Raw genomic sequence first — 26,021 nt, forward strand, 5'->3', positions numbered from 1 at the left:
ACCTCCTTAAAAAACCTGGACAGACCAGTCCATGTCCGGCGCAAGGAATGTCTCTAGATTAAGCAGGTATACGGCATTTATTAAGCTGACCACCATATCCACTTTCCCTTGAGACTTCTTCTTGTTCACGTACATATTTTTATTCGTGTCCTCTGTGATTTTTGCATTCTGAAAGTTCACCTCTAAAAGCTTGTTCTCTGTGTACTTGAAGCTTCTACTCAGTATTTTTTCTTGCAACAACTTTGTGGCCGGATGCAGTACCGACGAATGCTGCTTAACTTCCACAGTCTTCATTCCGGCGCTCTCCAATTTTTGAGCCGTAGACATACAGTTGAATCTATCGTAGGCCACGCCCTTGACGAATACTCCTAGCTCGTCTTCTATGGACAGAATCACGTTCTCTATGAAACCATAGTCTACTACCATGTCCCCGCAAGGGTAGCATGTCTCTTTCCTTATGTGATACTTGTAGTCTTCTTTCTCCATTCTCGACTTCTCTTCTATGCGATCCGCCGGGATGAATGCAACCGCAGTAGCTATTATCTCTCCTTCGACCTCTGTCGCTATGGCCAGCGAACAGTTGTCGGTCGTGATTGCAAGGTCTAGCCCAAGCCATACGTTGCGGCCAGTCCAGTCAAATTCATCTATCTTGCATTTTCTAAGGTCCTCTAGTCTTATGAATTCCTCTCCACTATTGGACGGCATAAAGTGGTTCATGTGCTTAGTCAGGAACTCTTCCCTCTCCATGGGTTTTTCTAGAGCGGCTTTTCTACTGTCCCTTATCTCGTTGTAGTTTTCCTCTATCCTAAGTGGGTTCGCCTGGTACAGTCCAGTGTCGTCCCATAGATGCTCTTTCTCTGCATAGTACAATAGGGCGAACATCCTCTCGTCTTCCACCAGCTCGTTGAAAACCTTTTTCACATATTCCAGTTCTTCGAGCATTATCGACTTGTCTTCAGCATAGGCTGTTGTCAGCTTAAACCTCAATGGATTTTTGACCGAAAGCTGTCCAGACTTCATGGCGTTTATATTCTTGTAGTCCTTGAACGCCCCGCACTCGTCAGCTATGAATGCCGACGGTCTTATAGCATTGTTTCTACTGGCATCCGCAGTCCTCGCTTGATAGTAGCTTTTAGTCAGATTGCAGATTATCTTCCCACTTAAAGTAGTGGAGGTTTTGAAGTGCTTTCCTATAGCTGGACTGGCCTGTATTATTTGCATCATGGCTTTTTTTACTTCCCCGGCCAGTTCTCTGTCTAGGCATATACTGTAGAACTCACTGTGGTCGTCCTCTGTAAGCATAAGAATTATAAATATTAGAGCGCATATAAATGTCTTCGCATTTTTTCTAGGAATGAACAGCAGTACGTCCCTGTACCTGAACTTTTCAGGATCTTCTTTAAATCTCCACCCGAAAACGTTGCATAAGAAAAAGGCCTGGAAGTCTGCCAGGCCATCAAGTACGCTTATCCCTACTACTCCAAGTCCGGTTGCGAAGTTTAGAAGCTTTAGTATGCCCTCTATAACTCCCAGCTGGTCCTCGTCCAAGTAGAATGGGTAGTCTTTATTCTTTTGTTTTCCCAAGTCTTTCAGGAACCACTTGCACTGCTTCCTAACTTCTTTAGGCGCAACTTCCTCTCCTCCGATTACTCTATTGGCATACAGCTTCGCCTTTTCTAATAATGTCATTTACGTAGCACCTCCAATAGTGGGTCCTCTTGCTCCTGTTTCGCTTGCAAGTTTATGTTCCCCAGCTTTGCTCTACTCTGTGGAGACAGTCCAAGCTCATTGCAAGTCCTGAAGAAAGTCTTTGTGTAGTAGTCGTTGGCAAGCCTCAAGTCCTTGTCTTTCATCAAGTTGGGTCTTTCATTTATCTGCCTCTCTATGTCCAGCATTCTGTCAATCGACACGCTACACTTTGCCAGCACGTACACGTCTAAGTTTCCAAGGACTTCACTCGCCTTCAGTTCCCCCACTATGTAATTAAATATTTTTTTCTGATTGTTGTTTAGCATCCCTCTGGGCGGTACGATTTTGTCAGCCTGCCCTCTTAGGTTTTTTTCAGTTTCCTGTCTAGCCTCTATCTCTTCTTTTGTAAGGTTCTTGACCATTACTGCAACCGGTTTGCTGGGCCTTGCCATATCGCCTCACCTCCAGATTTCATTTCGGGAATTTTTTTAAATCAGTTGAGGGGGTGCGGTGTTCTCTAGACCCGTTGAAAACACTGGGGTACAGCCGGGGGTGTAAACGTTGCAATTACTGGCTTGTAGCCCTCTATTTATGGTATTTTTTATATATTTCCTCTACCATATCTATGAGCTCTTCCCTCTCTATCTCTCCGCGCTCCGCCATGCTGTGATGAGTACTGCATAGACAGATGAGGTTCGTATCCTCTAGTCTCTTGTCCCAGTCCTCTATCATCGGTACTATGTGATGCACCTCTATGTCTGTGTAGTTGTACCTAAGCTCTGTGCCCTTCATATCTCTTAGGCATGCCTGGCATAGATACTTGTCTCTATCGTTTATCTGCTTCCTCTTCTTCTGCCACGTTCTGCTCCACCTGAACTTGTCTATGTAAGTAGTCTTCTTCTCTCTCGCTGGCTTCTTGGCGCATACCTCTCCGCGTTCGTGAAGACCCCCACAGTATTTGCAGCTTATAAGCATATAATCACCCCTGTAATCTAGGTATGTAAAAAGCCCCAAGGTTTTTGACCCTGGAGCTTCACTTGGAAGAACTCGGCTTTCAACAAGAGATATACTATACTAACAGTGCTCGAATTCCATGTTACCATTGTAACATGCTAAAATAGTACAATTCGTACAATTTATTACTTTATTAAAAATCTTTTTAGTTTTATTCTTGCCAGCTCTTCGCTTGGATATCCGTACACTTCATGCGATACCTCTCTCCACTTCAGGCCATCTATGTATCTAAGCTCTAATATCTGTCTTATACCACTGTCCTCTACAGTCTCTATGAATGCCTCTATCTCTTCCACCTCTAGCTCTAGCTCTCTTTTCCTTTTAATCAGCCTGTCTTTCAGGTCCATCATTCTTCTATGACTTCTGTTATCTCTGCCTGTAATCTTTAAGCTCCGCCTTGTGTATGGAAATGTGTCCATGGAAGCCTGCACCACATCCGATACAGACTCCTTGCTTTGCTTTTCCAGCTTCTCTATTTTCCTTTCCAGCATCTTTACTTCTCTAGTCTTTTCTCTGAATTGTTCTAGCCTTTTAGCATCCATGTTTCTCCCCCTTGCGATATACAGTCTTCTTTCTTAGGTTGCTCGCTATATTAAGTTCCACCATCGACATCATGGCGACATCTTTCCCCATAATACTTCCATATACCCACACTTCATCCGCCAAGCTTATGAGTTCTATACATAGAGCCCTGTATGCCTCCTCAGCTTCAATTCCCTTTACTCCGTAGAGTATAGACTGGGCATTGAGAGGTATATGTCCTTCCTTCACTACCTCTTCTACATAGCTGGCCATCTTAAATCTTTTCCCCTCCGAGCTGCAAACATATATCTTCTTTTGCTTTTCCTCTTTAGGCTCCTCTAGTTTGCTGTCCTCTTTGATTTGCTTTACGTCCTTTATAGAGATGCTTCCCTTGTCTTTGTACTCTTCATAGGCTTCTTTCTGCTTTTCTTCCGGCAATCCCGATAGTTCATAGGCAGTGGATGCGTTTACTTTTTCAGCTTGGAACTCCTCCTTGAAATCATCGCTAAGATTTTTGTCTATGCTGTCCATCCGAGCCACTTGAGTTGGAGATACATCCAGCGCATCCGCTATCATTTCTCTCATTCTTCCTGGAAGCTTTACCCCGTCTTTTTTAAGTCCAGCGAGCAGTTCTTTCAATCTCGTTGCCTGCTTCATCTTCTCGTAATCACTAAGCTCTCTAGTCGTAGAGTTGGCGACTATGAGCTGTAGCTCTGTCCACTTGTCCTCCGTTTGGTCTTCCACCTTGCAAGGCACTTTCCTTAGCTCTATATGCCCTTCGCTTACCAGCTCTGTTATGGCCTTTAGTCTACGGTGTCCGCTTATTAGAGTGTACTTGCCTTCTTCCGTTCTTTGCACTACCAAGTTCTGCTGAAGGCCAAACATCTCTATACTGGCCTTCAGCTCCTCTATGTCGCTTGTGTCATAGAAGTTTCTTTCGTCTGGAGCTATGTCCTCTATGTCTATGTCCTTTATCCTAAAGCCTTCTTTCTCCACTTCTTTTTTCGAGCTTTCGCTTAACAAGTCCGTCAGATTGAATTTCGCCATTTCTACCCCTCCTTAAATGTGTCCAAATTGGACACATTTTATATTTAGCTTTCTTCTAATATTTCTTTCACTAATTCCAAATAATCTTTCGTAGCAGTGCAGTTCTTTGCGTATTCTAGCAGTGGCTTCTGAGCAAACGTGCTTTCGTCAACCTTTACTGTCTTTCTTATTTTCGAATCAAGCATAGGGTAGTCCGGCTGAGCTCTGATCCATTCGTCTCCTTGAGTATTCACATTATTTTTCTGGTACATCGTGAGAAAGCATGCCTGTAGCTTTATATTCGGGTTAATCTCTCTTACGTTCTCTATCTGCTCCACTAGAAGGTCTAGGCCATCGAACGCAAACTTATCCACCTTTATGGGTATCAGTACGTCGTCAGATGTTACAAGTGCATTTATGACCGATATATTTATGTCTGGAGCATTGTCTATTATGCAGTAGTCGTATACATCTTCTATCTGGTATAGTGCTTTTGACAGTCTCGTCTGCTGCGGTCTGGACATATCTAGCATCACATCCAGATTCGCTTTCAAGAGAGCCATTGTCGCCGGTATTATATCTAGGTTTTCGTACTTCGTTTTATATATGGCTTCGCTTATCTTTATGTCTTTTTCGGTCAGGATGTCGGCCATGCTTTTGTATATATTTTCCCCACAAGCTCCAAAGAACTTCGATGTGTTCCCCTGCTTGTCGTTGTCTATAATCAGCACTTTCTTTCCGTGTACCGTAGCCAGTATATGCGCTATGTTTACAGAGGAGATGGTCTTGGCCACCCCTCCCTTCAAGTTTATTATCGATATGGTTTTCATTGTTGGCCCTCCTTTTGGACTGCATCTATGTCTATGCGTTTGTAGAATTCCTGGTTGTGGAAGTATAGTGGCGTGCTAAAGCTGACCCCTTGATCCAATCCACCTATTCGTATTGCTCCAAGACCATGGAAGCCCTTCTCGAACTTGTAAATAAACCTCCCCGCCCTATAGTAGTCTTCTTGTTTCTTCACATACAGCTTTTTAGATAGCTCTCTGTCCGCCAGCATGCAAAGCGCCTCTCTTTTATCTATCTTTACTAGCATCTATATTCCCTCCTATTTGTGAATCTTTCCTGTTTCCCTGTCTTTTATGACTACTCTTTCTCCCAGTTCCATGCCTCTGCTTTTAAGTATGTTCTTTATTTCCATAACGGTATCGTGCACTTGCTTTTCCCTTGCGTGCTCTCTCACCTTGCACATGGCTTTCTCTGTCCTAGTTTCTTTCTCTATCACAGTGGCTACTACAGGGTCGTAGTATCCAGATCCATTCACCCAATACCTCATGTTTATTATCCCCCTTCCCTATTCTCTATTAATGCTCCTCTCCGCGTCGAATCCTTCTGGGTATCTCTTCATAAGCTTTATGATGTTTCTTTCACAGACCTCTTGCAGCGATATCCCCATGACGTTGCATAGGTTCGCTATGTAGAACATGACGTCTCCCATTTCCTCTAGTACTTTCTCTGTATCTAGGTCATGTTCCTGGTGAAAATGCTTTTTGAATAAATCTGCGACCTCTCCACTCTCTCCCTGAATTCCCATCAGCATATGGGATACCATCTGCTCAAAGTCTTTCCCTTTGTCATTAAGAGTCCTTTTGGCTCTTTCTTGATAGTCTAAAAAGCAATTCATTATTTCTTCACCCCTCTCTTGTTGTGTAGTTTCTTTCTGTTGAGCACTCTCTTTCTATGTTTCTTTATCCCTTTTATTTTCTTAACTGCCCTTTTGACTTTTCTTTTATCAGCTTCCGTCATGCCCTCCCAGCTTGGAGTCACGGTTGCAGTTCCCGTTATTCTAAATCCTCTGCTCCATCTAATCCGTCTGCTCTCTCTAGTCTTAGGCTCTATGTTCGTGGTGCTAATCTCTTTGACTTCCACTCCCTCAATCTCTTCGCCATTTATATATACTTTTGCATTCCCGTATATGTCGGTCATTTTATTTTCTCCTCTCCTTTACGTCTCCGCATTTTTCACAAACTCTTTGACCGCATGCCGCTATCACTTTTCCGTTGCATTTTTCGCAACATCGTCTCTCTTCTACCTCTTCCTTCCCCGACTCCATATGCAATAATTCAGGATTATCGTTAATATTTCCAATTACCGTAACATCGTACTTCGCACTAGGTGTTCCACTGAATACAAATCCCTTTTCTCTTAGCTCTTCCGGGAATGAGTCGTCTAAATCATATGACTTGCAGCCCCATCCAGATATTGCTCCATTCCAAGCTATCTCGTAAACTCCTGTGATGCCCAGAAAATCTTTCCCCATTATGATGTCTCCATCGAACACTCTCGCCCCTTCTTTGTCTCTAAGGCCTGTATATTGACCTATCGTTTCCGGATGGACCTTTATCATCCTCTGATTGCGTTTAATTAGATACTCAGTCTCGTCTGCGGTGACTTTGTTTTGTATGAGGTCTCCATATACCCACTCTTCATCTTCAGGCGACCACCCTTCCCCAGCCATCATTTTTCCTCTAAAAAGTATCTCTCTCATTACGCTTCCTCCCTTTTCTCTAGTCCAATTCTCCAAACTGTTACCGCTATAGCCACTACTATTATTCCCGTAAGTACTTTCAATGCCATCCTATTCCTCCTCTATATCCTTTATGGCTTCCAAGAGCCTTGTCTGTCTTTTCTCTCCAAACCCAAACTCTTTATTCAGTGCGTGGAGCATGATTTTCACCCCCCATTCAAAACCAGCTTCATGCCCCGCATTAAAAGCCGTTCCCACTTCCTTGCCTATGATTCCATCAAACTCAGTCACAGTAAGATTTTTTACTTTTTTCTTAGGCTTTTTTGCCATTCGTCTTCTCTCGGATCTGTTCAAGCTTACTCCTCCTCGTCCACTTCAATGTAGGCAAGCACCGTCTGAGCCGTATGTATTATCTCTGTCCTGCTGGCATCGAATTTGTCGCCCCAGCCTTTTAGTATCCGCCTTACGTCTTCTAGCATAGTGTTTGCATCCAGTTTCCTTTTAGACTTGCCTTTTGCTTCTTTATCGTCGAGCCAGTTCAGGCAGTCCTCTAGTCTTTCAAAGTCCTCTGTCCACGCATCGCCGGTAGTGTTGTCTATTCCGACATACGTTCCGCTTTGCTCTATCGTGTAGAAAGCTCCAAGTGGTTTTCTGCTGTCTATTATTTTAAGTGCTATGTCATTGGTGATAAGATTATGCTCTTTCATGCCTCTGTAGCCTCCCCTGTTCGCCTGTATTGAATTTTAATACCCCTAACTATATCTTAGGTCATGTTATATATAAATCACTCGTTTTTCGCCTGATACGAGGTCGACTTTTAAGAAAGCCTCTCTATATCCATTTCTGTCCTGAAAGAGATAGTAATTCGGGTACTCACCTACGAACTTTCCAATCCAGTAGACCCTTCCTTTCTTCCCTTTCTTTTTCTTTGAATTCTCCACCCTGCACTCTACAGACATTTTGACCGCGGACTTTCGCCGCATGAATGCCTCATGCTCCTCCATGAACTCACGTCGTTCTCTCTCGACGATATCCTCCACGTAGACCACCTTGTCGAAGTCGTCCCAAGTATACACACAACCACCTCCTTACTCTAGAAATCTTATTACCCCGCCTGTAAAGGCCACCCTGTAGTCTTCGAGATCAATCAAGGTCATATGCTTCCTGCCGTATATGGACTTCATCTGCGTCCACGTGTCCCAAGGCACTTTGTAAAACGCCCTCAACTGGACAGACACCAGTACAAAGCATTCAGCTCCAAGCGAGCTATATCTAGTTAGTGACTCAGCCTGTGCCTCCGTCACTCTGCTTTGAGCTATCCTGTCTCCATCTGTGTGCTTTGCCTCGAACACTACAGCCCTTCCCCCACCGATTACTCCCTTGTAGTCTGGCTGGGCTCTCTTTTCGAATACCGCTGTAAATCTACCTTGCTTCGAGCTGCTTATAACTTTCATGGGTTCAGGGGTCTTCTCTATCACCGCCACGCTTTCTCGCTCGTACCATTTGCAGGTCGAGTCTATATACATCTCGAACAGCTCCCCTATAGCTCTGCTCTGTTTGCCTCTGATTCTGTTTATGTCTTTCACTTTTTACATACCTCCAATCTGACTCTCGTTGAACGCTTGAATCCCCCAAGCGGAGAAGCGAACTCCGGCACGTTGGTTGCGTCCACCTCTACAAAGCTACATTCGGCAGCCAATAGCTGTAATAGCCTGTCTAGTTCTTCATCTTCGTTTTTTGTACATGTTATTTTAACCTCTAGCACTTCATCACCCCTCTTAACTGTTCTTCGCTCTTATCAGAGCCTCTAGCTCGTCATTTGAGTATTTGCTGGCTCTGCTCTCGAAGTTGTGGAAGCTTGTCTTCTTAGCAATAGAGTCTGTAGCAACTAGAGGAGCGTAGTCTTTCGGCTCTTCCCAGTCCTCTTCTATGGCTTTTAGCATATAGCCCATAAGGTTTCTGTATCCTGTCTTCTTAGCTATCTGGTACTTGGCCCTTATGAGTTCCATATCTCCTCTAGCAGCTTTTAATATTCTCTTTGCCTCTGCGTAGCTTATTTTTTTATCTAGAACACACACAATGTTTTGAATTTGGTCTTTGTCCTCTAGGGAGTCTTTTGACTCTACGGTTTCTTCAGGCTCCATAGTGTGTGTTGTAGTATCTGTTGTAGTCTCTGTAGTAATCTCTGGTATTGCATTTTCGTTTTGTATGGTTGGAATTTCTGTTTTATGTGGTTTGATTTTCTGATTCATGCTGTTGCATTTTTCGTTTTCTTCACTTGCTTTTTCTATTTCGGAAATTGCAGAAAATGCACCATCTAGCGAATATCCCTCCAAGGCATATCCAAGCTTTAAAAGCTCTATCTGAATCTTCACTATGTCCACTCTATATTGCTTGGTTCTGTCCCATTTAAGATTGGGATTAGTCCTCTCTGAAAGATATCCAGCTCCTACAAGTTTCTTTATTTGAGTCCTCATATTGCTTGGAGATAGGCCCATCATGGTTTCCTCTGCAAGTTCTTCCGCAGTTTTGTATATCCATCCATTTTGAAGGTCCATTTCTATTTCTCTTCCCTCTTTATCGTATCTGGCTTTTTCTTCAGCTATAAACTTGTCATAATCTCTCACTCTCTCGCTCCAGTAAATCATCTGGTTGAGTATAATCGCCAGTTTGAAATCTCCAGTAAGCGCTACCAGCTCCTCTTTTACTACGGCTCTTTTCAGCTTTGTGCTCTCCATCTCTTCCACTCTCCTCTAGTCTTTAAGTCTCCGCATCCGTATATACATATAGCGACCATCTGTGTACTCATTAACCGATACCTTGCAGTCGTTCAAGATATAGCCAGGATAGAGTGCAGAAAACATCCCTCTGTCTTCTGGATACTTAGATATATCCTCCACTTTTCTCTTGCTGTACTTGAAGTCATTTACCTTCACTTTAGGCTGCTTCAGGTTTCTTGACTGTGTCCACCTCTTATTGCCTTTCGGGTCCTTAGAGATATATCTGGCCAAGCCCTCGTATCCGTACTCGTCCGCTTTAAGTCTGTCTGCATTGGCTCTTCCTTTGCCCCACAGCTCCTCTATCTTGTCTCTGTCTATGCCACCATTCATTATTATGTGATGATGTATCCTCACGCCCTTGTCTTTCCCTTCAGGCTCTTTGTATTCGACTACCGCTATGTACTTCAGTTCTTCCAGTCCCTCTTTTGCTATGTAGTGCTTCACTCTTCTCAGGTAGTTCGCCACGTCTTTTCTGGCTTCCTTTTCGCTTCCTGGAAGGTTCTCTCTGTCATAAGTCAGATGCACCGCCATGTCCCTGTTGCTGAAGTTAGCGTTTATGAGTCTGACTAGATGCTTTCTGGCATTCTTGTCATTCAGTCTTTGCTGTTTAGGTACAGTCAGTTTCTCTTTCTTCGCCCTGCTCTGTTTTCTTTCCCATGTCTTTATAGGATATATTTCTACTTCCAGTATGTCCCCTGAATAAATCTTCTTTTCCCTGTAAGGCATATCTTTTCCCTTTCTAAGTTCCTTGTCGTCGTTAAGATAATACCTATTACAAGTCTGTATTACGTGACTAGCACGTATTTTTTTGATACAATATGTAATAGGGTTGTTTTGGACTAAGAAATAGTGTTAGTCCTACCGGTTAAAGACTATGTCTATTACGTTGCTGTTCCCGACCAAAGGTTGCAGCGTATAGGTGTAGTCTTTTTTTATTTGCCGTATCTGCATAGAGTAGTGTCTTTAAGCATGTGCTCGCAGTTACCTAGACAATGACTCATGCAGATCGGCTTCTTTTCTTTCGGGCATATCACCCACGACCTTGTTTCCGATGATGATTTTCCGCATATCGGGCAAGTTTGCAGCACTCCAATGCCTGCCACCTCCTCTAGTCACTTTTTATCGGAGCGGTCATACATGATATGTCCAGTATTGGTAGCTTTGCTATCGCTTCGTCCAGCTCCTCCATAGTGTAGATTCCGTAGTCCTCATTTAGCACCTTCCAGTTGTGTTCAACTCTCTTTTTGATTTCTTCCCTGGTCATATTTTTCGCCCTCCTCTATACGAGTTCCAGTTTTGATTTCACATACAGTATTCCTTGCTTGAATCCTTGCATGTATGTCAGCATCGAGTGTTTCTGTCCGTCTGTCATGCCCGAAAGTATGCCTACTAGGAAGTCTGCATCTTCTCGCTCTTTTTCGTTTAACATCATTTTCATTTTCATTCCCTCCTCTTTATTGCTTTGTTTCTTTGAGACAATTATATAACTCTTTGAGACTTTAGTCAATCGTTTTGCAATATATTTTGTTGCAAAGAGACATTCTAAGTTATATACTCTTTGTAGGGAGGTGATTACTTATGAACTTGGGAGTTATAGGAGAGCGACTTAAATTTTTAAGAAAGCATCTTGGATTGAATCAAGAGCTTTTCGGAGACAAGATTAACTTATCCAGATCTCATGTTGCTTCTCTTGAGAAGGGAGTCAGGAGCTTGACAGATAGGACTATATCCGATATATGCAGAGAGTTTGGAGTTAATGAAGATTGGCTTCGTACTGGGGAAGGCTCTATGTTCGAGGAGTCCAAGTCTATTTCATTGGATGCCTATATTCAAAGAAAGGGACTCACGGATTTGGAAGTGGATATAATAAAGGCTTACTTGGATATCCCGCAGGAGATAAGAAGGGATGTTGCGAATAAAATCAAGGAGGCCGTTTTGTCCAATCCGTCAATTAGCGACCCTATAGACGAGGAGCTTGAAAGCTACAGATTGGAGCTTGAGGCCAAGAAAAAAGGGACAACATCATCAGCTTCAGAGAGTACAAAAGATCCAAAAGGCAACGGGAACACCGCTTGACCAAGGAACGATAGACATAAAAAAACAGACCATCTCCCGCCCAAAGGAAATGGTCTGTATCTCTATTATTGCTCCACTTTTATAGAAGCTCCGTTTTGAAGTTTAACGTATGTGCCTTCTGTTAGAGTCTGATATATCTCAGTAGTCAAGTTGGCATTTGATATTATATTCATCATCGAATGTCTGCTGTCTGGAGTTATTTCTATATATCCTAGAGCGGCTGCACCCGGGTCTACTTTGTATTCTCCGGCAGGTATGTCAATGCCTACTCTGAACATGCCATCTTTGTATACGCCGTCTTTTGGAGTAAGTTCGTCAGTCACTTCAGCTATAGGTATGGCTTTCGCGCCTTGGAGCTTGAAATATTCGCCGTCTTGCACTGTGATTATTGAAGTTTTTGCGAAGTTGTCGTTTCCGACTATGGATTCAAGGTTTCCGGTGCTGTCCGCTGCAACTTCTAAGTATCCAGCGCCCGAAGCTATAAGTACGTATTCTCCAGCAGGTAGTTCTTCTCCGACTTTATACATGCCTGCTTTATACTCTGTTTTTTCTGGTTCTTTTGCTTCAGGTTCCTTGTTTTCAGCAGGCTTTTCACTGTCTGCGGACTCGGTAGCTGTTCCGCTGTCTGCTGTTTTAGATGTATCATCTCCGCCAGTTAGTGCAGCAACTACAACTATGATTGCTATCACTATAAACCACCAACGCTTATAAAATGGTTTCTTAGGTTTATTCATTTTAATTCTCCTCTCAATTGTATAAATATTAGGGCTATTTTTATTATACCTAAATTTTGGGGAGTTTAACACCCATTCTCTTTTTTAGGTTTGTTTTTTCTGTAATACAAAGAAAAACCACCCCATAAATTAAATGAAGTGGTTCTTCGCCCTATATAAAAATACATTAAAGAAGAGAATTTCGCTACTCAATCATTATATCACTTTCTAATAGAAATATACAACAAAGGAGGCATATTGTGTGAAAAATAAAAAAGCTGCTTTATACGTCCGCGTCTCTACAAGTTACCAGATAGACAAGGACTCTCTCCCTTTTCAGAAAGAAGAGCTTTCCAACTACTCTAAGTATGCGCTTGGAATAGATGATTTTGAGATATTCGAGGACGCAGGGTATTCGGCCAAAAATACAGCTAGGCCAGCATATCAAGATATGATGCGCCGGATAAGAGACGGGGAGTTTACCCATATGATAGTCTGGAAGATAGATAGGATATCCAGGAATCTAAGGGATTTTACAGAGATGTATGACGAACTAAAAGACTACGGTGTCACTTTTGTTAGCAAAAACGAGCAGTTCGATACCTCCAGCGCAATGGGCGAAGCTATGGTTCAGATTATACTTGTATTTGCGCAGCTAGAGAGAAAGCTTACCGCTGAAAGGGTATTCTCGATAATGATGAACAGGGCCGAAAAAGGCCTGTGGAATGGAGCAAAATCTCCATTCGGGTATGTTTGGAGTGAAGAAGATAAATATCCTGTGCCTTGTGAGAAAGAAGGGCCGGTGATTAAGAAGATTTTTGATATGTATTCCAAGAAGCAAAGCGCCCTGGAAGTCAGTCGCTATTTAAACAATAATGGGATTGATACCAAGCGAGGTGGCAGATGGACCTCTAAAACCATAGTGGATATAATCAGATCACCTTTCTATAAAGGCACTCTGAGGTACAACTACAGGCAAGGTGGCCGTGGCAAGAAAAAGCCCGAGGATGAATGGATAGTTATAAACCATAATCACAAGCCTCTAGTTTCAGGAGACCTGTGGCAAGTATGCAATGACATAATGGACAAAAATTCAGCGAATATTTCAGCAGCCTCTAGAAGAAAGGATCATGTGCATGTGTTTAGCGGACTGCTTAAATGTGCTAAATGCAGAGCGTCTTTTTCTGCCGGAATGGACAGGCCTAGAGCAGACGGTTTTCGCCCCTCTGTCTATCGTTGCAGAACTAAGAGTGTAGATAAGCTTTGCGACGCATCCAACCCCGGTGAGGTTAGTTTCGGCCCATTTGTAATAAGCTACCTAAGTAACTTTATCAAGGCCAAAAGTAAGCTTTCAGCGTCCGACAGCCCTCTAGATTTACAGGACATGTTGCTAGATGGAGTGCCATTCAAGGACGTCGATAGTATTGATAGGCAGTCGATAGAAATCACTTACAAGGCCATATTGCAGATAGACTACATCGACGAGATAAAGCTCCATCCAGATGCGCAGTCTGACGACGAAGAAGATTTTGCAATGAATAGGCTTAAGTCTGAAAGGGCTAAGCTTGAAAGAGCACTTAGCAGGTGGCGTGATCTTTTTCTGTTCTCTGAAGACAGTATATCCGAAAAAGACTTTCTGATTAAAAAGCTAGATATGGAGTCCAAGATGGATGAAATAGATAAGAAGCTCGAAAACATGCTTCCAAAAGAAGAGGATAGGGGCATGGGAGATATTTCTTTTTTGAAAAAGTCCGCTCAACTGTTATTCGTAAAGAAGCTATTGGATGAAGGTACGTCAATAGAATATGGCTTCGATTATAAAAAGCTCCTTTCCGAAGTTGGAAAAGAGCCTGTAAAGGAGTTTGTCAATGCAACAGTAAAAGAGATAGCTATTCTAGATGGTGTTGTGAGCTCCATCACTTTTGCGAATGGCCTAGTTCATAAGTTCAAGTACAAATAGTCGTGACCTGGTAGGGTCAAGCTCGGTAAAGCTTGATTTTATCAGGTTTTTTAAATCAGACTTTAAGAAACCACTGGACAACCGTAGGTTTCTATATAACAGAGTTTTTTTCTTCCAGCTTTCTCGTTAATTTCTTTAACAGCTTTAATATATACTTCTTGTCTCTCCAGCTCTTCTTGAGATGTAGGGACATTGACTCTTTCACCCATTGTATTTCCTCCTCTATTTCTATTAACCTTTATATTATATCAAAATACTCGTAGTATGTTAAAGTAGAATTGGAATTATGCTCGCAAGATTAAGCCTTATTATAAGTTGAGAACCTCTAAAATCTGGGTATCATAATTATAATATAGTAATGAGGTGAATTTTATGAGTATAAAAAAGCAAGAAAGAGGAAAATTGATTACAAGGATAAGGATTAGGATTGCAATTGCCATTATTATCATACTTGCATCTATAGCGCTTTATCCAGTTTTATTTCAAGAGGGGAATCCTCTACCCATTTTGAAAGGAATTACAGCTTTAAATATCAAGAAAAGTGAGATTGTGCAAATATCTGACGAGCCTAGAACTTATCTAACTAAAACAGAAGAGGGCGTATCTCCTGTAACAGAGCTGATGGAAAGAGAAGGCTGGAAACTTGACGAACAGCTAGGAGCAGGGTATATTTTCTCAAAGGACAATAGTGAGTTAATTGTTGAGAGCACTCAATATACCGGAAAGTATACAATATGGAAGCTTGAGATAGAAGACTGATTTACAAATGAGGAGGACAATTTAATGAGCAGAGACATAGTACTCTATATTGCATCTAGCCTAGATGGATATATAGCCCGAGTCAATGGCGCAGTCGACTGGTTAAACGAAAGTGAGGGAAGCCCTGGTGTTGAAAGCAGCTATGACGCTTTTTACAGTACAGTCGACACTGTCATAATGGGTAGAAACACGTACAATCAGATTACACGAGAACTTTCTCCTGGATACTGGGTATATGAAGGAAAGAAATGCTACGTAGCAACAAGAGAAAATCTTAAACCAGATGGATTGGTAGAGTTTATATCGGATGATATTGTCGAATTCGCTAAAGAGCTTAAAGGTCAAGATGGAAGTGATATCTGGCTTGTCGGAGGTAGCAAACTAGTCGATCAGTTTGTCAAACAAAACCTCATAGATAAGTATATCGTCACAATAATCCCTACGATACTAGGTGAAGGAATCCCTCTTTTCGTCAAAGGGAATCCCGAAATCAAGCTTAAACTTACAAATGTGGTGGAGTTTGACGGCATGGTGGAGCTCACTTATGTTAAAAAGATTTAGGTTTTCCAACCTATAAAAGGGTATAAAATAGCTATCTCGAAAGGAGTGTTTAAAATGAAAAGAGGAAAGAGTATAGTACTTGGCCTTTCAGTCTCGATGGCGCTGCTCTTTAGCGCTTGCAATTCAGAAGATAGTAAGAGTCAAGATACTACAGTCAACGAGAAAGTAGAAGATACTTCAAAACAAGAAGACAACTCGTCTAATCAAGAGTCGGACTCTAGCAAGCCAACTGCTCCAGAAGCAGTTTCGCTTCCTGAAGGGTTCCCGTCGGAAGAGTTTCCTTTAATGGACGGTGCTGTGATTACGGAGTCCAGGCTTCACGACGACGGCGACATGACCGTTGCATTCTCCACGGCGAAAAGCACAGAGGAAGTCAAGAGCTTCTATAGAGATGTAATGCAGTCAGCTAGCGATGTCTCCACTGAGGATGACGACTACTTTATAAAGGGCAAAAAATCTGGTTGGGAGACTAAGATTAAAGTCTCCCCTGATCAAGGTGATGCCAGCAAGTCAAACGTAGTCATGGATCTAGAAAAAGAATAATATCACGGATTTAAATTGGAACCCAAAAAAGAATGCAGCTAAAGACTGCATTCTTTGCTTTTTCTATGGAATCAAACTCAATAGAATTCATCCATCAAGGGTACTGCACTTTTGGGGTCCAGCTTCTTCCTGACAAGTGGCTCCCTTTCTGATATATACTCAACAGATTCCATATAAGTAGGCTTTTCATTTACATAGAATATCCCTATAGGTATCCGCTCTCCAAACTCCTGAGCTCTTCTGAAAGCTTCAACTTTGTCGCTGACATCATGGTCTCTTTCTAAATGATACACCCTGTCTTTGTACCACTTAAATGTGTTTACCTTGTTGAATACCACACAGGGCTGGAGTATATCCACAAGGGCATAACCACTATGTCTGATGGCTGACTTCATAGTCTCCACCATATGCTCCTGATCCCCCACAAAGGTCCTAGCCACAAAGCTACAGTCCAAGCTTATTCCAAGTGCAATTGGATTGAAAGGCTCTAGCTGTACACCTTCAGTCTGAATCCCTGTTATATGCCCCTTCCCAGTTGTAGGCGAAGCCTGCCCTTTTGTAAGGCCGTAAATCTGGTTGTCATGGACGAAATGCGTCAAATCCAGATTTCTCCTTATGTTGTGGATAAGATGATTTCCTCCTTCCCCGTAGGAGTCCCCATCTCCTGTGTGAATTATCACAGTCAAGTCGCTGTTGGCGATCTTAGCTCCTGCAGCTGGAGGAACTGCCCTTCCGTGAAGGCCGTTAAATCCATTTGTATTTATATAATGTGGAAGCTTTGCCGCCTGCCCTATACCTGAGGCAATCAGCACCTCATGCGGCTCTTTTTCAAGTTCAAAGAGGGCTCTCTTTATTCCCTCAAGCAAGGCGTGGTTTCCGCAGCCTGGGCACCATGCTTTTTCTTCTGAACACTCAAAAGGATTAAGTATGTCCATTATAAAACCTCCTTTACACCAGACACAATTTCTTCAAGAGATATCTGCCTGCCATCGTATTTGAGTATGGAGTTTGTACACTTTATTCCAGTTTCTTGGCGAATAAGCTTGGCTAGCTGTCCAGTGTAGTTCTGCTCTACATTGATTATCTGTTTAGCTCCTTCTGCCATCTGCTCCAATTTTTTTATTGGAAGAGGCCAGAGGTCTCCGAAGCTTAAAGCCCCTATAGACAAATCTTCCCGCTTCAGTATCTCCACTGCCTCTTTCAAAGTTCCGAATGTAGATCCCCATCCAAGCAGCAGGATTTCCGGCGATTCATCTCCTAGACATTCAGGCTCCTCTAGCTCGCTTTCAAGCATACGGAGCTTGCCCATCCTCTTGTCCATCATACTGACCCTGATTTCTGCAGATTCAGTTATATTCCCATGCTCGTTGTGCTCGTCGCTGTCGGCCAGCACTGTTTTCCCCGGGATGAAGCCAGGCAGAATACGTGGAGATATATGGCCTCCGCTTAGCTCATACCTGTTGTAGACGTCAGCGTCCAAGCCCGACTCTATATATCTGTCTATAGACACCTTCCCGAAGTCGTAAGGCTCTATCGTTTGGTTTGCGTCAGCCAGATATTGATCGTTCAGCAGAATTACGAGCATCTGGTACTTTTCAGCGAGATTGAACGCTCTAGCTGTCTTGTAGAAGGCTTCCTCGGCATTTCGAATTACTGTGACCATTCTGGGTATCTCGCCATGCGAAGCCGTAAGAATGAAGCTGAGATCGCTCTGCTCTGTCCTGGTGGGAAATCCCGTAGCCGGACCCGGTCTCTGCACGTTCACTACGACAAGTGGTGTCTCTGTCATGCCCGCCAGCCCTAGCGACTCTGTCATAAGCGAAAAGCCTCCGCCAGAAGTCCCAGTCATAGCCCTTACTCCTGCAAACGAGGCTCCAAGCGCCATATTTATTGCTGCAATCTCATCTTCTGCTTGCTCCACCAAAATGCCGGCTCGCTTTTGATTCTCAGCCAGGAAGTTCATTATGCTAGTCGACGGGGTCATCGGATAGGCGCTGTAGAAAGTAAGCCCTGCAGCCAACGCTCCCAGAGCTATCCCCTGATTGGAGTTTATCAAGATTCTCTTCCCAATGTCACGTGGCTTCTCGACTGGGACAGCGGGAACCTCTAGCTTGAATCCAGCTTCAAGTGCTCTTTGATTGAGTTCAAGAATATCTTTCTTGAAAACCTCGGTGAGAAGTTCTTTGGCGATTCCTAGATCCAAATCAAATGCTTTGGCCAACGATCCAAAGAAAAGCGTATTTAGCACTCTCGCGTTTCCAAGATTGCTCGCAGACTCTTTCATTGGCAAAAACACCATGTTCGCCGAGACATCAGGTGTGTTCTCCCTCAAGCTCTCGTCTAGGAATATGAGACCGTTTTCCTTGAGGCGGAATCTATGCTCTTTTACTGTAGTTTCGTCGAAGGCGACAATAAAGTCCAGAGCGTCTTTGTGACTGTAAATCTCCTTTGTTCCAAACCGAATTTTGGTGAAATTATGTCCCCCTCTGATTCTAGACATATAGTCTTTGTTAGAGAAAAGATAGTAGTTGTTTCTCTGCAGAGATTTTTCGAGCAGGAATCCCAGAGTTTCAATTCCCTGTCCCGCCGAGCCTCCAATAAGCAAGTTATAGTCCAATGTTAAGCTCCCCTTCCCTTTGAATTTCTGCTTCAAGTACCTATATTGTGATTTCTACCCTATACACTGTCTTGTAAGCGCAAATATAAAAGAAGGGACTCTGGATATTTAACCAGAAGTCCCTCTTCTATATCTACATGTCTCTTCTATTTTTTAACGTCGAATCTGTCGGCGTCCATAATCTTGTTCCAAGCCTTGACAAAATCACTTGCAAACTTGTCTTTTGCGGTGTCGCTTCCATAAACTTCCGCCAGAGCTCTAAGCTCTGAGTTTGAGCCGAATATAAGGTCTACCCTTGTTCCCGTCCACTTCAGTTCCCCTGACTTTCTGTCATATCCCTCGAAAATATCTCTCTCTTCAGATACAGGTTTCCATTCAGTTCCCATGTCCAAGAGGTTTACGAAGAAGTCGTTTGTAAGGCTTCCAGGGTTGTCTGTAAGCACTCCATGCTTCTCTCCGTTGTAATTGGCGCCCAATACTCTCATGCCTCCCAAGAGAACTGTCATCTCTGGAGCTGTAAGTCCAAGCAACTGTGCCTTGTCCAGCAGTAACTCTTCTGTAGGAACCGAGTATTTCGCCTTGGTGTAGTTCCTGAAACCGTCTGCCTTCGGTTCAAGCACAGAGAATGAATCCACATCAGTCTGCTCTTGAAGCGCATCTGTACGCCCAGGAGTGAATGGAACTGTCACCTCAGCTCCAGCTTTAGCTGCTGCTTTCTCTATTCCAACAGCTCCTCCAAGCACTATAAGATCGGCAATGGAAACTCTCACATTCCCCGACTTAGCGCTGTTGAACTCTTGCTGTATAGCTTCCAGCTTCTCAAGCACTGACTTAAGCTTGGAAGGCTGGTTTACTTCCCAGTTTGCCTGCGGCTCTAGCCTTATTCTAGCTCCGTTGGCTCCGCCACGCTTATCCGAGCCTCTGAAAGTAGATGCCGATGACCAAGCTGTATATACAAGCTCTGAAACAGACAGCCCCGATTCAGATATCTTGGACTTAAGCTCCTCTACATCACTCTGGCTTACAGTTTCATAGTCTGCCGCTGGAACAGGATCCTGCCATATAAGGTCTTCATTCGGCACCTCTGGCCCTAAATATCTAGAGCGTGGCCCCATATCTCTATGTGTAAGTTTAAACCATGCTCTTGCAAATGCGTCTTCGAACTCTTCAGGATTCTCCAAAAATCGCTTCGATATCTTGGCGTATGCAGGGTCCATTCTAAGCGCAAGGTCAGCTGTAGTCATCATAGGCGCATGAGTCTTAGATGGGTCGTGAGCGTCCGGCACAAGCTTCGAAGCCTCCGGATCAGTCGGTATCCACTGCCAAGCCCCAGCTGGGCTCTTTACAAGGTCCCAGTCATATTTAAAAAGTGTCTCTAGATAGCTGTGGTCCCATTTGGTTGGAGTAGGTGTCCACGCACCCTCAATGCCGCTTGTAATGGTGTCTCCCGCTTTTCCACTTCCAAGACTGTTCTTCCAGCCTAGCCCCATGTTCTCTATAGGTGCAGCCTCAGGCTCTGGACCTACGTGGTCTGCACTTCCAGCCCCATGTGTCTTCCCGAAAGTATGCCCTCCGGCTATAAGTGCCACTGTCTCTTCATCGTTCATCGCCATACGAGCAAAGGTCTCTCTTATGTCTTTGGCCGACCCAAGTGCGCTTGGCTGTCCATCTGGACCCTCTGGGTTTACGTATATAAGCCCCATCTGCACAGCGGCTAGCGGATTCTCAAGCTCTCTGTCTCCCGAGTACCTCTTGTCTCCCAGCCACTCGCTCTCAGTTCCCCAGTATATATCCTCTTCAGGTTCCCATATATCTTCACGACCGCCCGCAAACCCGAAAGTCTCGAATCCCATCGACTCAAGAGCGCAGTTTCCTGCAAGTATCATAAGGTCTGCCCATGAAATCGCATCTCCATACTTCTTCTTTATAGGCCAAAGCAGACGACGTGCCTTGTCCAAGTTTCCGTTGTCAGGCCAGCTGTTGAGCGGCGCGAATCTCTGAGATCCAGATCCTGCTCCCCCACGTCCATCCCCTATACGGTAAGTCCCGGCACTATGCCATGCCATCCTTATAAAAAGACCGCCGTAGTGACCGTAGTCCGCAGGCCACCAGTCCTGTGAGTCTGTCATCAAGTCATATAGATCTCTCTTTACAGCTTCCAAATCAAGCTTTTCAAATTCCTCTGCATAGTTGAAGTCCTCCCCCATTGGGTTTGTCTTTTCAGACTGTTGGCTGAGTATCTTTAAATTCAATCTATTTGGCCACCAGTCGCGATTTGTAGTTCCACCACCAGCAGTTGAATGTCTTGTCATTCCAGTAACTGGACATTTCCCGTTTCCACTCATATCTATCTCCCCCTGTAATTCGATTTTAAATACTTGTACTAGTTATACCCGAAGAGTATTTTTTTACTCTAATATTTTTATCGCTTCCTTGACCACTCGTTCCACTGTCAACTCGAATTCTTCAAAAAGCTGATCCCCAGGAGCTGAAGCTCCAAATCTATCTATACCTATGGCCACACCTTTCGGGCCTATATATCTGTACCAAGGCATAGTGGCCCCAGCTTCAACTGAAATTCGGATGTCCAAATCACTTGGCAGCACTGACTCCTTGTACTCAGGGCTTTGGGCTTCAAATACCTCCATGCTAGGCATAGACACCACTCTGACTCCAATACCTCTTTTGCACAGCTCCACCGCAGCGTCGTATGCAAGCGACACTTCCGACCCGGATGATATTATTATTATATCCACTTTATCTCCAAAGTCTTTCAGCACATAGCCACCTTTCAGAGCGTCTTTTCCGGTCTCTTCTAGGTTTCTGACAGTCTGCCTTGTGAGGGCGAGCGCTGTCGGCCCGTCTTTTCTCTCAAGCGCATAGGCCCAGGAAGCCGCCACCTCCTTAGCATCGCAAGGCCTGAATACAACTGCATTAGGCGTAGCTCTCAGCATAGAGAGCTGCTCTATAGGCTGATGTGTAGGACCGTCTTCTCCAACTCCTATGCTGTCATGTGTCAGCACATATATGACCTGCTTGTTCATAATTGCAGAAAGCCTGAATGCTGGCTTCAAGTAGTCGCTGAATATCAGGAAAGTGGCGCAATATGGCACAAGCCCCCCATGAAGTGCTATCCCGTTTGAAACCGATGCCATGGCATGCTCTCTCACCCCAAAGTGTATATTGCTCCCGCCGTAGTCTTCCTTCGAGAAAGAGCTGTAGCTTTTCATGACGGTCTTGTTTGAAGGAGCAAGGTCTGCAGACCCTCCGAACAGCTGCGGCATCTTCTCTGCGATTCTGTTTAAAACTACCTCCGAAGACTGCCTTGTGGCCATGTCTTTTTCGAAGCTGTAGAACTCCTCTGAGTTTAAGTATCCCTTGGGAATCTCTGCATTTATAAAGGCTTCGAACTTAGCCGCAAGCTCTGGGTTCTCTTTCTTGTATAGCTTGTACTCCTTGTTCCAATCGCTTTCTTCGGCTTTTTTCTCTGCCAGTATGCTCTGCATATGGGATTTTACCTTCTCTGGCACGACAAACTCCTCGCCATGCTCCCAGCCTAGGTTTGACTTCAAACCAGCCACATTCTCTTCTCCCAACGGCTCCCCATGGGCCGAAGCCTGTCCCTCTTTCGCCGACCCGTATCCTATGCGTGTCTTTATCTCTATAAAAGAAGGCTTCTCTGTGTTCGACTTCGCATTTAATATGGCTTCCTCTATCACGTCCAAGTCGTTTCCATCTTCCACAAATTGAACATCCCATCCAAGCGCCTCGTACCTTGGGCCTACATCTTCCCTGAAGGCTAAGTCTGTGTCGCCCTCTATGGATATGTTGTTGGAATCATACAGCACTATCAGCTTTGAAAGTCCAAGTGTGCCCGCAAGGGAAGACGCCTCGTTTGTAATACCCTCCATCATGCACCCATCCCCCACTATTGCATAAGTGTAGTGGTCTACTATCTTCCTCTCTTCAGTGTTGAAAAGGGACGCAAGGTGTGCTTCAGCCATGGCCATACCAACTGCATTTGCAAGTCCCTGGCCTAGTGGCCCTGTAGTAGTCTCGACTCCCACGGTATGTCCATACTCCGGATGCCCCGGGGTCTGACTTCCCAGCTGTCTGAAGTTTTTTATCTCCTCCATGCTTAAGTCGTAACCGAACATATGCAGAAGCGAGTACAAGAGCATCGATCCATGCCCTGCCGAGAGCACAAATCTGTCTCTGTTGATCCAGTTTGGATTCTCTGGATTGTGCTTCATTATCCTGCTCCAGAGAGTGTAAGCCATTGGAGCCGCTCCAAGTGGAAGACCTGGATGCCCAGAATTGGCTTTTTGCACAGCCTCTGCTGAAAGAACTCTTATGGTGTTTACTGCTAGTCTATCTATGTTCAAAATAATCCCTCCTGTTTTCTTAGAATTAGATATACATTACATACCCTGAATCATAGCCCTTTAATACGTTTATTGCCTAAAGAAAAAAAGAGCCGGAGAAGTTCTCCAGCTCGTGACTAATCTAGCCTGTTATCTTGTATATATATTTTTTCAGTGCAACTATAGTCCCTTGGTCAGTAAGGGTGTAGACTTTCTTTCCTAGTTTAAAAAACTCGATATCCTCTAGAGTTAAGGCGCTGTAGTCTAGTGAAGAAGCTAGTTCTTCTTCACTGCCACTGTGTGACTCAAGCAAGTTGGAATCTACGCTAGTCTTGAATCCGTTGCCTTCGCTGTCTAGTATGAAGAAGTGGACTGTATTCCCTTCCTCTTTTTCAAATACTACTGTTCCGTTTTTTATCTTCTTGAAAGCATCCTTAACCTTTTCAGTATTCTCCATGTCAATACTGCCCCTTTCTTTACTTCAGCCAGTCTAGCTCGTAAGTGTTCGTAAACTTATCTATATACTCCTTGGCTTTCTCTTCAGAATTCTCTTCTACCCAGTGGACAATTATCTTGTCTCTGTTCTCATATGCATTTATAGCTATTGTGTCTCCCTCTAGGTGAAGTCCGCTGTATAGATCTATAAACTTCTCTCTAAGGCCATTTTCGGCAATACCTATATATTTCTTTTCTTGGCCGATCTCTATTATATAGAATCCCTTTAGTTTAGGGGCTTTTTCCACCGCTTCTGCTAGTGGAGCGCTTCCCGCTGTCTTTTTTTCATTTTTAAAGTAGTCAAATATTCTCATAGTATATAATTCCTCCTCTTGTGTCTCTATAGTAAATTATTATACCCATAAAATTAATATTAATTCTATTTTTTTTAATAATCCCGGTATATTTCCTCTTTTTTCTTTTAATGAAGCTTACTACACTAGTCTATTTTATGATTTTGTAGTATTATAGTTAATATGATTATCATGCAAGGAGTGGTTTTTTAAATGGAAAGAGAGAAAGATATAGAAGTTAAAGTTGACATAGACTCCGTAGAATACCAGAACTTTTCTAAAGCGCTAGACATAGTCAACAATCAGATTGTGGCCCTAAATGAAGAGCTGGCCAAGACTACAGATGTCAAAACAATGAATGAGCTTGGCGCCATACTCAAAGGCCTATTAGAAGATAGAAAGCATATTTGCAGAGAAGACGAGGCCACTATAGCTAGAGTCTTAAATTCAAATGCCTAGACATTTCTGGAGTCAATAGTTTTGAGTCAAAGGTAAATTTATTTGAAAAGGGGAATTTATTGATATGAAATTTTCTAACAGAATAAAGTCTGTTCAAGAATCTCCTATACGAAAGTTAGTTCCGATAGCTGATCGAGCAGAGAAAAACGGGAAAAAGGTGTACTACCTGAATATTGGGCAACCTGATATCGAAACACCTAGAGAATTTTTTGAGGCAGTTAATAATTTCGACAGAAAAGTGCTTGAGTACAGTTCGTCTCACGGACTTCCTCAGCTTTTAAAGGCCTTTTCCGAATACTATAGCAGTAAGAGTATCGACTTTACTCCTGAAGACATAATAGTGACTAACGGAGGTAGCGAGGCACTGCTGTTTTCACTCATGGTTCTTTGCGACCATGGCGATGAAGTTATAATCCCGGAGCCTTTCTATGCGAACTACAGTAGCTTTACAAGTTCGCTCGGCATAAAAGTATCCCCTTTTATAACTAAAGCAGAGGACGGATTCCATCTTCCTTCTATTGAAGCCATAGCTTCTCTTGTAAACGACAAGACCAAGGCATTGCTTATCTCAAATCCAGGCAACCCTACAGGCACTGTCTATACAAAAGAGGAAGTCAGGATGCTTGCCGACATTGCGAAAGAGCATGACCTTTTTATAATCGCCGACGAGGTGTACAGGGAATTTATCTACACTGAGACTGAATTTCTGAGCTTTGCGCATCTAGCAGATGTCGAAGACAGGGTCGTGATAGTGGACAGTATTTCAAAGAGGTTCAGCTCTTGCGGAGCTAGGATAGGATGCGTTGCCTCTAAGAACAGCGAGTTCATATTCGAGTTCTTGAAGCTCTGCCAGTCTAGGCTCTGTGTCTCTACTATAAACCAGGTTGGAGCGGCTGCGCTAAGCAGAGTCTCTCACGAATATATAGAGAAGGCAACCGTGGAGTACCACAAAAGAAGAGATATACTCTACTCTGCGCTCAGCAGCATGGAAGGCGTTGTATGCAGAGAACCTGAAGGGGCTTTCTATATAATAGCCAAACTTCCGGTTGAAAACTCAGAGGAGTTTGTAGTATGGCTCTTAGAGGAGTTCGATGTAGACGGCGAAACTGTGTTTTTGGCGCCGGCTGAAGGCTTCTATGAAACAGAAGGATCTGGGCTTGACGAGGTCAGAATCTCCTACGTGCTTGAGTCTGAGTCGCTTAAAAAAGCCATGAACGTTCTAAAGAAAGGCCTCGAGTCTTATCCTAAGAGAAAATAGATTTTTTAAAAGGGCATGAGTACTCATGCCCTTTTTTTGTTTTTATATTTTTGATTTTATTATCATTTATGATAAGATTTATTTTGAGTATTGTGTGTTGAACGTTATACAAAATAAAAGAAGCCTTTCGGCTTCTCTTCTATATATCCAGTTTGTTCAGTATGTCTCTGAGCGCTTTCGCCTCTTCAGCTGTAAGGGTAAGTCCCTTCCCCATCTTCTCGTGGCCTGGAGCCCAGTCCCTTAAGTCGTATTTGGCCGGCCTGTCATTCCAGCTAACCAAGTTCAGCTCTCTGCTCCATCCCTTGCTGTTCTCTGAAATCGAGCCCAGCTCTTCGCATATTTCGTACTTTATATCAGCCATCTCTTCA

General features: G+C 43.6%; 36 protein-coding genes. 7 read left to right on the forward strand and 29 right to left on the reverse strand.

What is annotated here, in order from left to right; genetic code table 11:
• Positions 1–6: 6 nt before the first annotated feature.
• From EUAN_RS03430 to EUAN_RS12585, 20 genes are all read right to left on the reverse strand, one after another.
• Positions 7–1,689: a terminase large subunit gene (locus EUAN_RS03430; protein ID WP_071061741.1), complete on the reverse strand. Its 1,683-nt coding sequence runs from the start codon at positions 1,687–1,689 to the stop codon at positions 7–9.
• Positions 1,686–2,141, reverse strand: a complete 456-nt coding sequence (locus EUAN_RS03435) for a P27 family phage terminase small subunit (RefSeq protein ID WP_071061743.1) — start codon at positions 2,139–2,141, stop codon at positions 1,686–1,688. Before EUAN_RS03435 ends, EUAN_RS03430 begins: the two co-directional genes overlap by 4 nt.
• 133 nt (positions 2,142–2,274) lie before the next feature.
• The gene (locus EUAN_RS03440; RefSeq protein ID WP_071061745.1) at positions 2,275–2,664 is read right to left on the reverse strand and encodes an HNH endonuclease; all 390 of its coding nucleotides are present in this window, start codon (positions 2,662–2,664) and stop codon (positions 2,275–2,277) included.
• Positions 2,665–2,828: 164 nt separating this feature from the next.
• A complete protein-coding gene (locus EUAN_RS03445; RefSeq protein WP_071061747.1) occupies positions 2,829–3,245 on the reverse strand; it encodes a hypothetical protein in 417 nt (138 codons plus the stop codon).
• A complete protein-coding gene (locus tag EUAN_RS03450) occupies positions 3,235–4,272 on the reverse strand; it encodes a ParB/RepB/Spo0J family partition protein (RefSeq protein ID WP_071061749.1) in 1,038 nt (345 codons plus the stop codon). The genes EUAN_RS03445 and EUAN_RS03450 overlap by 11 nt, the downstream gene beginning before the upstream one ends.
• Before the next feature lie 44 nt (positions 4,273–4,316).
• Positions 4,317–5,081, reverse strand: coding sequence for a ParA family protein (locus EUAN_RS03455; protein ID WP_071061751.1), 765 nt, complete (start codon positions 5,079–5,081; stop codon positions 4,317–4,319).
• Positions 5,078–5,344, reverse strand: coding sequence for a hypothetical protein (locus tag EUAN_RS03460; protein ID WP_071061754.1), 267 nt, complete (start codon positions 5,342–5,344; stop codon positions 5,078–5,080). The genes EUAN_RS03455 and EUAN_RS03460 overlap by 4 nt, the downstream gene beginning before the upstream one ends.
• 12 nt (positions 5,345–5,356) lie before the next feature.
• Positions 5,357–5,584 (reverse strand): hypothetical protein, encoded by a 228-nt coding sequence (locus tag EUAN_RS03465; protein WP_071061756.1) that lies wholly within the window; start codon positions 5,582–5,584, stop codon positions 5,357–5,359.
• Between the two features lie 18 nt (positions 5,585–5,602).
• Positions 5,603–5,932 (reverse strand): nucleoside triphosphate pyrophosphohydrolase family protein, encoded by a 330-nt coding sequence (locus EUAN_RS03470; RefSeq protein ID WP_071061758.1) that lies wholly within the window; start codon positions 5,930–5,932, stop codon positions 5,603–5,605.
• The gene (locus EUAN_RS03475; protein ID WP_071061760.1) at positions 5,932–6,234 is read right to left on the reverse strand and encodes a hypothetical protein; all 303 of its coding nucleotides are present in this window, start codon (positions 6,232–6,234) and stop codon (positions 5,932–5,934) included. Before EUAN_RS03475 ends, EUAN_RS03470 begins: the two co-directional genes overlap by 1 nt.
• Position 6,235: 1 nt before the next feature.
• Positions 6,236–6,796, reverse strand: coding sequence for a YopX family protein (locus EUAN_RS03480; RefSeq protein WP_071061762.1), 561 nt, complete (start codon positions 6,794–6,796; stop codon positions 6,236–6,238).
• 90 nt (positions 6,797–6,886) lie between these two features.
• A complete protein-coding gene (locus EUAN_RS03485; protein ID WP_071061763.1) occupies positions 6,887–7,129 on the reverse strand; it encodes a hypothetical protein in 243 nt (80 codons plus the stop codon).
• Positions 7,130–7,131: 2 nt separating this feature from the next.
• Positions 7,132–7,482, reverse strand: a complete 351-nt coding sequence (locus EUAN_RS03490) for a hypothetical protein (protein WP_071061765.1) — start codon at positions 7,480–7,482, stop codon at positions 7,132–7,134.
• A gap of 66 nt (positions 7,483–7,548) precedes the next feature.
• On the reverse strand, positions 7,549–7,851 hold the full coding sequence (locus EUAN_RS03495; RefSeq protein WP_071061767.1) for a hypothetical protein: 303 nt from the start codon (positions 7,849–7,851) through the stop codon (positions 7,549–7,551).
• A gap of 12 nt (positions 7,852–7,863) precedes the next feature.
• A complete protein-coding gene (locus EUAN_RS03500; RefSeq protein WP_071061769.1) occupies positions 7,864–8,361 on the reverse strand; it encodes a Holliday junction resolvase RecU in 498 nt (165 codons plus the stop codon).
• Positions 8,358–8,540 carry a hypothetical protein gene (locus tag EUAN_RS03505; protein WP_071061771.1) on the reverse strand — a complete coding sequence of 61 codons (183 nt, stop codon included), beginning with the start codon at positions 8,538–8,540 and terminating at the stop codon, positions 8,358–8,360. The genes EUAN_RS03500 and EUAN_RS03505 overlap by 4 nt, the downstream gene beginning before the upstream one ends.
• A gap of 13 nt (positions 8,541–8,553) precedes the next feature.
• The gene (locus EUAN_RS03510; protein ID WP_071061773.1) at positions 8,554–9,513 is read right to left on the reverse strand and encodes a helix-turn-helix domain-containing protein; all 960 of its coding nucleotides are present in this window, start codon (positions 9,511–9,513) and stop codon (positions 8,554–8,556) included.
• Positions 9,514–9,528: 15 nt separating this feature from the next.
• Positions 9,529–10,281 carry a rolling circle replication-associated protein gene (locus EUAN_RS03515; protein ID WP_071061775.1) on the reverse strand — a complete coding sequence of 251 codons (753 nt, stop codon included), beginning with the start codon at positions 10,279–10,281 and terminating at the stop codon, positions 9,529–9,531.
• 382 nt (positions 10,282–10,663) lie between these two features.
• On the reverse strand, positions 10,664–10,819 hold the full coding sequence (locus EUAN_RS12580) for a hypothetical protein (RefSeq protein WP_169817330.1): 156 nt from the start codon (positions 10,817–10,819) through the stop codon (positions 10,664–10,666).
• Between the two features lie 15 nt (positions 10,820–10,834).
• Positions 10,835–10,993: a hypothetical protein gene (locus EUAN_RS12585; RefSeq protein WP_169817331.1), complete on the reverse strand. Its 159-nt coding sequence runs from the start codon at positions 10,991–10,993 to the stop codon at positions 10,835–10,837.
• A 140-nt stretch (positions 10,994–11,133) separates the two neighbouring features.
• On the opposite strand from EUAN_RS12585, the gene EUAN_RS03520 reads away from it, so the two are divergent.
• Positions 11,134–11,631 carry a helix-turn-helix domain-containing protein gene (locus tag EUAN_RS03520; RefSeq protein WP_211266270.1) on the forward strand — a complete coding sequence of 166 codons (498 nt, stop codon included), beginning with the start codon at positions 11,134–11,136 and terminating at the stop codon, positions 11,629–11,631.
• Positions 11,632–11,696: 65 nt separating this feature from the next.
• Here EUAN_RS03520 and EUAN_RS03525 read toward each other — a convergent pair whose 3' ends face one another.
• A complete protein-coding gene (locus tag EUAN_RS03525; protein ID WP_071061777.1) occupies positions 11,697–12,365 on the reverse strand; it encodes an Rv1352/Rv1906c domain-containing protein in 669 nt (222 codons plus the stop codon).
• 241 nt (positions 12,366–12,606) lie between these two features.
• Between EUAN_RS03525 and EUAN_RS03530 the strand changes: the two genes are divergently transcribed.
• A complete protein-coding gene (locus tag EUAN_RS03530; RefSeq protein ID WP_071061779.1) occupies positions 12,607–14,304 on the forward strand; it encodes a recombinase family protein in 1,698 nt (565 codons plus the stop codon).
• 62 nt (positions 14,305–14,366) lie between these two features.
• Here EUAN_RS03530 and EUAN_RS12590 read toward each other — a convergent pair whose 3' ends face one another.
• Complete coding sequence (locus EUAN_RS12590) at positions 14,367–14,513, reverse strand: hypothetical protein (RefSeq protein ID WP_169817332.1); 147 nt, start codon at positions 14,511–14,513, stop codon at positions 14,367–14,369.
• A gap of 163 nt (positions 14,514–14,676) precedes the next feature.
• Between EUAN_RS12590 and EUAN_RS03535 the strand changes: the two genes are divergently transcribed.
• Genes EUAN_RS03535 through EUAN_RS03545 form a run of 3 tightly spaced genes read left to right on the forward strand, consistent with a single transcriptional unit; the run spans position 14,677 to position 16,167 of the window.
• Positions 14,677–15,063, forward strand: coding sequence for a hypothetical protein (locus tag EUAN_RS03535; RefSeq protein WP_071061781.1), 387 nt, complete (start codon positions 14,677–14,679; stop codon positions 15,061–15,063).
• 24 nt (positions 15,064–15,087) lie between these two features.
• Positions 15,088–15,624: a dihydrofolate reductase family protein gene (locus EUAN_RS03540; protein WP_071061782.1), complete on the forward strand. Its 537-nt coding sequence runs from the start codon at positions 15,088–15,090 to the stop codon at positions 15,622–15,624.
• A 54-nt stretch (positions 15,625–15,678) separates the two neighbouring features.
• Positions 15,679–16,167, forward strand: coding sequence for a hypothetical protein (locus EUAN_RS03545; protein WP_071061784.1), 489 nt, complete (start codon positions 15,679–15,681; stop codon positions 16,165–16,167).
• A 77-nt stretch (positions 16,168–16,244) separates the two neighbouring features.
• Here the strand turns inward: EUAN_RS03545 and EUAN_RS03550 are convergent, their stop codons facing one another.
• The 6 genes from EUAN_RS03550 to EUAN_RS03575 all read right to left on the reverse strand — a co-directional run bounded on the left by EUAN_RS03550 (position 16,245) and on the right by EUAN_RS03575 (position 23,957).
• Complete coding sequence (locus EUAN_RS03550) at positions 16,245–17,102, reverse strand: 2-oxoacid:ferredoxin oxidoreductase subunit beta (protein ID WP_071061786.1); 858 nt, start codon at positions 17,100–17,102, stop codon at positions 16,245–16,247.
• Positions 17,102–18,784: a 2-oxoacid:acceptor oxidoreductase subunit alpha gene (locus EUAN_RS03555; protein WP_071061788.1), complete on the reverse strand. Its 1,683-nt coding sequence runs from the start codon at positions 18,782–18,784 to the stop codon at positions 17,102–17,104. Before EUAN_RS03555 ends, EUAN_RS03550 begins: the two co-directional genes overlap by 1 nt.
• A 146-nt stretch (positions 18,785–18,930) precedes the next feature.
• Positions 18,931–21,129, reverse strand: a complete 2,199-nt coding sequence (gene katG, locus EUAN_RS03560) for a catalase/peroxidase HPI (protein ID WP_071061790.1) — start codon at positions 21,127–21,129, stop codon at positions 18,931–18,933.
• Positions 21,130–21,192: 63 nt separating this feature from the next.
• On the reverse strand, positions 21,193–23,169 hold the full coding sequence (gene tkt / locus EUAN_RS03565) for a transketolase (protein WP_211266271.1): 1,977 nt from the start codon (positions 23,167–23,169) through the stop codon (positions 21,193–21,195).
• A gap of 121 nt (positions 23,170–23,290) precedes the next feature.
• The gene (locus EUAN_RS03570; RefSeq protein ID WP_071061793.1) at positions 23,291–23,605 is read right to left on the reverse strand and encodes a hypothetical protein; all 315 of its coding nucleotides are present in this window, start codon (positions 23,603–23,605) and stop codon (positions 23,291–23,293) included.
• 19 nt (positions 23,606–23,624) lie between these two features.
• On the reverse strand, positions 23,625–23,957 hold the full coding sequence (locus tag EUAN_RS03575) for a hypothetical protein (protein WP_071061795.1): 333 nt from the start codon (positions 23,955–23,957) through the stop codon (positions 23,625–23,627).
• Between the two features lie 192 nt (positions 23,958–24,149).
• Between EUAN_RS03575 and EUAN_RS03580 the strand changes: the two genes are divergently transcribed.
• Complete coding sequence (locus EUAN_RS03580) at positions 24,150–24,395, forward strand: hypothetical protein (RefSeq protein ID WP_071061798.1); 246 nt, start codon at positions 24,150–24,152, stop codon at positions 24,393–24,395.
• A gap of 64 nt (positions 24,396–24,459) precedes the next feature.
• Positions 24,460–25,653: a pyridoxal phosphate-dependent aminotransferase gene (locus tag EUAN_RS03585; RefSeq protein WP_071061801.1), complete on the forward strand. Its 1,194-nt coding sequence runs from the start codon at positions 24,460–24,462 to the stop codon at positions 25,651–25,653.
• 139 nt (positions 25,654–25,792) lie between these two features.
• On the opposite strand, the gene EUAN_RS03590 is transcribed toward EUAN_RS03585, so the two are convergent.
• Positions 25,793–26,014 (reverse strand): YdbC family protein, encoded by a 222-nt coding sequence (locus EUAN_RS03590; protein ID WP_071061803.1) that lies wholly within the window; start codon positions 26,012–26,014, stop codon positions 25,793–25,795.
• Positions 26,015–26,021: the final 7 nt, after the last annotated feature.

This window comes from Andreesenia angusta, assembly GCF_001855385.1.
Lineage (GTDB): Bacteria > Bacillota > Clostridia > Tissierellales > Gottschalkiaceae > Andreesenia > Andreesenia angusta.

Bases quoted from the DNA above. Each gene is read 5' to 3' on its own strand.
- EUAN_RS03430 (WP_071061741.1), bottom strand. From the start codon at position 1,689: ATGACATTATTAGAAAAGGCGAAGCTGTATGCCAATAGAGTAATCGGA.
- EUAN_RS03435 (WP_071061743.1), bottom strand. From the start codon at position 2,141: ATGGCAAGGCCCAGCAAACCGGTTGCAGTAATGGTCAAGAACCTTACA.
- EUAN_RS03440 (WP_071061745.1), bottom strand. From the start codon at position 2,664: ATGCTTATAAGCTGCAAATACTGTGGGGGTCTTCACGAACGCGGAGAG.
- EUAN_RS03445 (WP_071061747.1), bottom strand. From the start codon at position 3,245: ATGGATGCTAAAAGGCTAGAACAATTCAGAGAAAAGACTAGAGAAGTA.
- EUAN_RS03450 (WP_071061749.1), bottom strand. From the start codon at position 4,272: ATGGCGAAATTCAATCTGACGGACTTGTTAAGCGAAAGCTCGAAAAAA.
- EUAN_RS03455 (WP_071061751.1), bottom strand. From the start codon at position 5,081: ATGAAAACCATATCGATAATAAACTTGAAGGGAGGGGTGGCCAAGACC.
- EUAN_RS03460 (WP_071061754.1), bottom strand. From the start codon at position 5,344: ATGCTAGTAAAGATAGATAAAAGAGAGGCGCTTTGCATGCTGGCGGAC.
- EUAN_RS03465 (WP_071061756.1), bottom strand. From the start codon at position 5,584: ATGAGGTATTGGGTGAATGGATCTGGATACTACGACCCTGTAGTAGCC.
- EUAN_RS03470 (WP_071061758.1), bottom strand. From the start codon at position 5,932: ATGAATTGCTTTTTAGACTATCAAGAAAGAGCCAAAAGGACTCTTAAT.
- EUAN_RS03475 (WP_071061760.1), bottom strand. From the start codon at position 6,234: ATGACCGACATATACGGGAATGCAAAAGTATATATAAATGGCGAAGAG.
- EUAN_RS03480 (WP_071061762.1), bottom strand. From the start codon at position 6,796: ATGAGAGAGATACTTTTTAGAGGAAAAATGATGGCTGGGGAAGGGTGG.
- EUAN_RS03490 (WP_071061765.1), bottom strand. From the start codon at position 7,482: ATGAAAGAGCATAATCTTATCACCAATGACATAGCACTTAAAATAATA.
- EUAN_RS03510 (WP_071061773.1), bottom strand. From the start codon at position 9,513: ATGGAGAGCACAAAGCTGAAAAGAGCCGTAGTAAAAGAGGAGCTGGTA.
- EUAN_RS03515 (WP_071061775.1), bottom strand. From the start codon at position 10,281: ATGCCTTACAGGGAAAAGAAGATTTATTCAGGGGACATACTGGAAGTA.
- EUAN_RS12580 (WP_169817330.1), bottom strand. From the start codon at position 10,819: ATGACCAGGGAAGAAATCAAAAAGAGAGTTGAACACAACTGGAAGGTG.
- EUAN_RS12585 (WP_169817331.1), bottom strand. From the start codon at position 10,993: ATGAAAATGATGTTAAACGAAAAAGAGCGAGAAGATGCAGACTTCCTA.
- EUAN_RS03520 (WP_211266270.1), top strand. From the start codon at position 11,134: ATGAACTTGGGAGTTATAGGAGAGCGACTTAAATTTTTAAGAAAGCAT.
- EUAN_RS03525 (WP_071061777.1), bottom strand. From the start codon at position 12,365: ATGAATAAACCTAAGAAACCATTTTATAAGCGTTGGTGGTTTATAGTG.
- EUAN_RS12590 (WP_169817332.1), bottom strand. From the start codon at position 14,513: ATGGGTGAAAGAGTCAATGTCCCTACATCTCAAGAAGAGCTGGAGAGA.
- EUAN_RS03535 (WP_071061781.1), top strand. From the start codon at position 14,677: ATGAGTATAAAAAAGCAAGAAAGAGGAAAATTGATTACAAGGATAAGG.
- EUAN_RS03540 (WP_071061782.1), top strand. From the start codon at position 15,088: ATGAGCAGAGACATAGTACTCTATATTGCATCTAGCCTAGATGGATAT.
- EUAN_RS03545 (WP_071061784.1), top strand. From the start codon at position 15,679: ATGAAAAGAGGAAAGAGTATAGTACTTGGCCTTTCAGTCTCGATGGCG.
- EUAN_RS03550 (WP_071061786.1), bottom strand. From the start codon at position 17,102: ATGGACATACTTAATCCTTTTGAGTGTTCAGAAGAAAAAGCATGGTGC.
- katG (WP_071061790.1), bottom strand. From the start codon at position 21,129: ATGAGTGGAAACGGGAAATGTCCAGTTACTGGAATGACAAGACATTCA.
- EUAN_RS03570 (WP_071061793.1), bottom strand. From the start codon at position 23,605: ATGGAGAATACTGAAAAGGTTAAGGATGCTTTCAAGAAGATAAAAAAC.
- EUAN_RS03575 (WP_071061795.1), bottom strand. From the start codon at position 23,957: ATGAGAATATTTGACTACTTTAAAAATGAAAAAAAGACAGCGGGAAGC.
- EUAN_RS03580 (WP_071061798.1), top strand. From the start codon at position 24,150: ATGGAAAGAGAGAAAGATATAGAAGTTAAAGTTGACATAGACTCCGTA.
- EUAN_RS03585 (WP_071061801.1), top strand. From the start codon at position 24,460: ATGAAATTTTCTAACAGAATAAAGTCTGTTCAAGAATCTCCTATACGA.
- EUAN_RS03590 (WP_071061803.1), bottom strand. From the start codon at position 26,014: ATGGCTGATATAAAGTACGAAATATGCGAAGAGCTGGGCTCGATTTCA.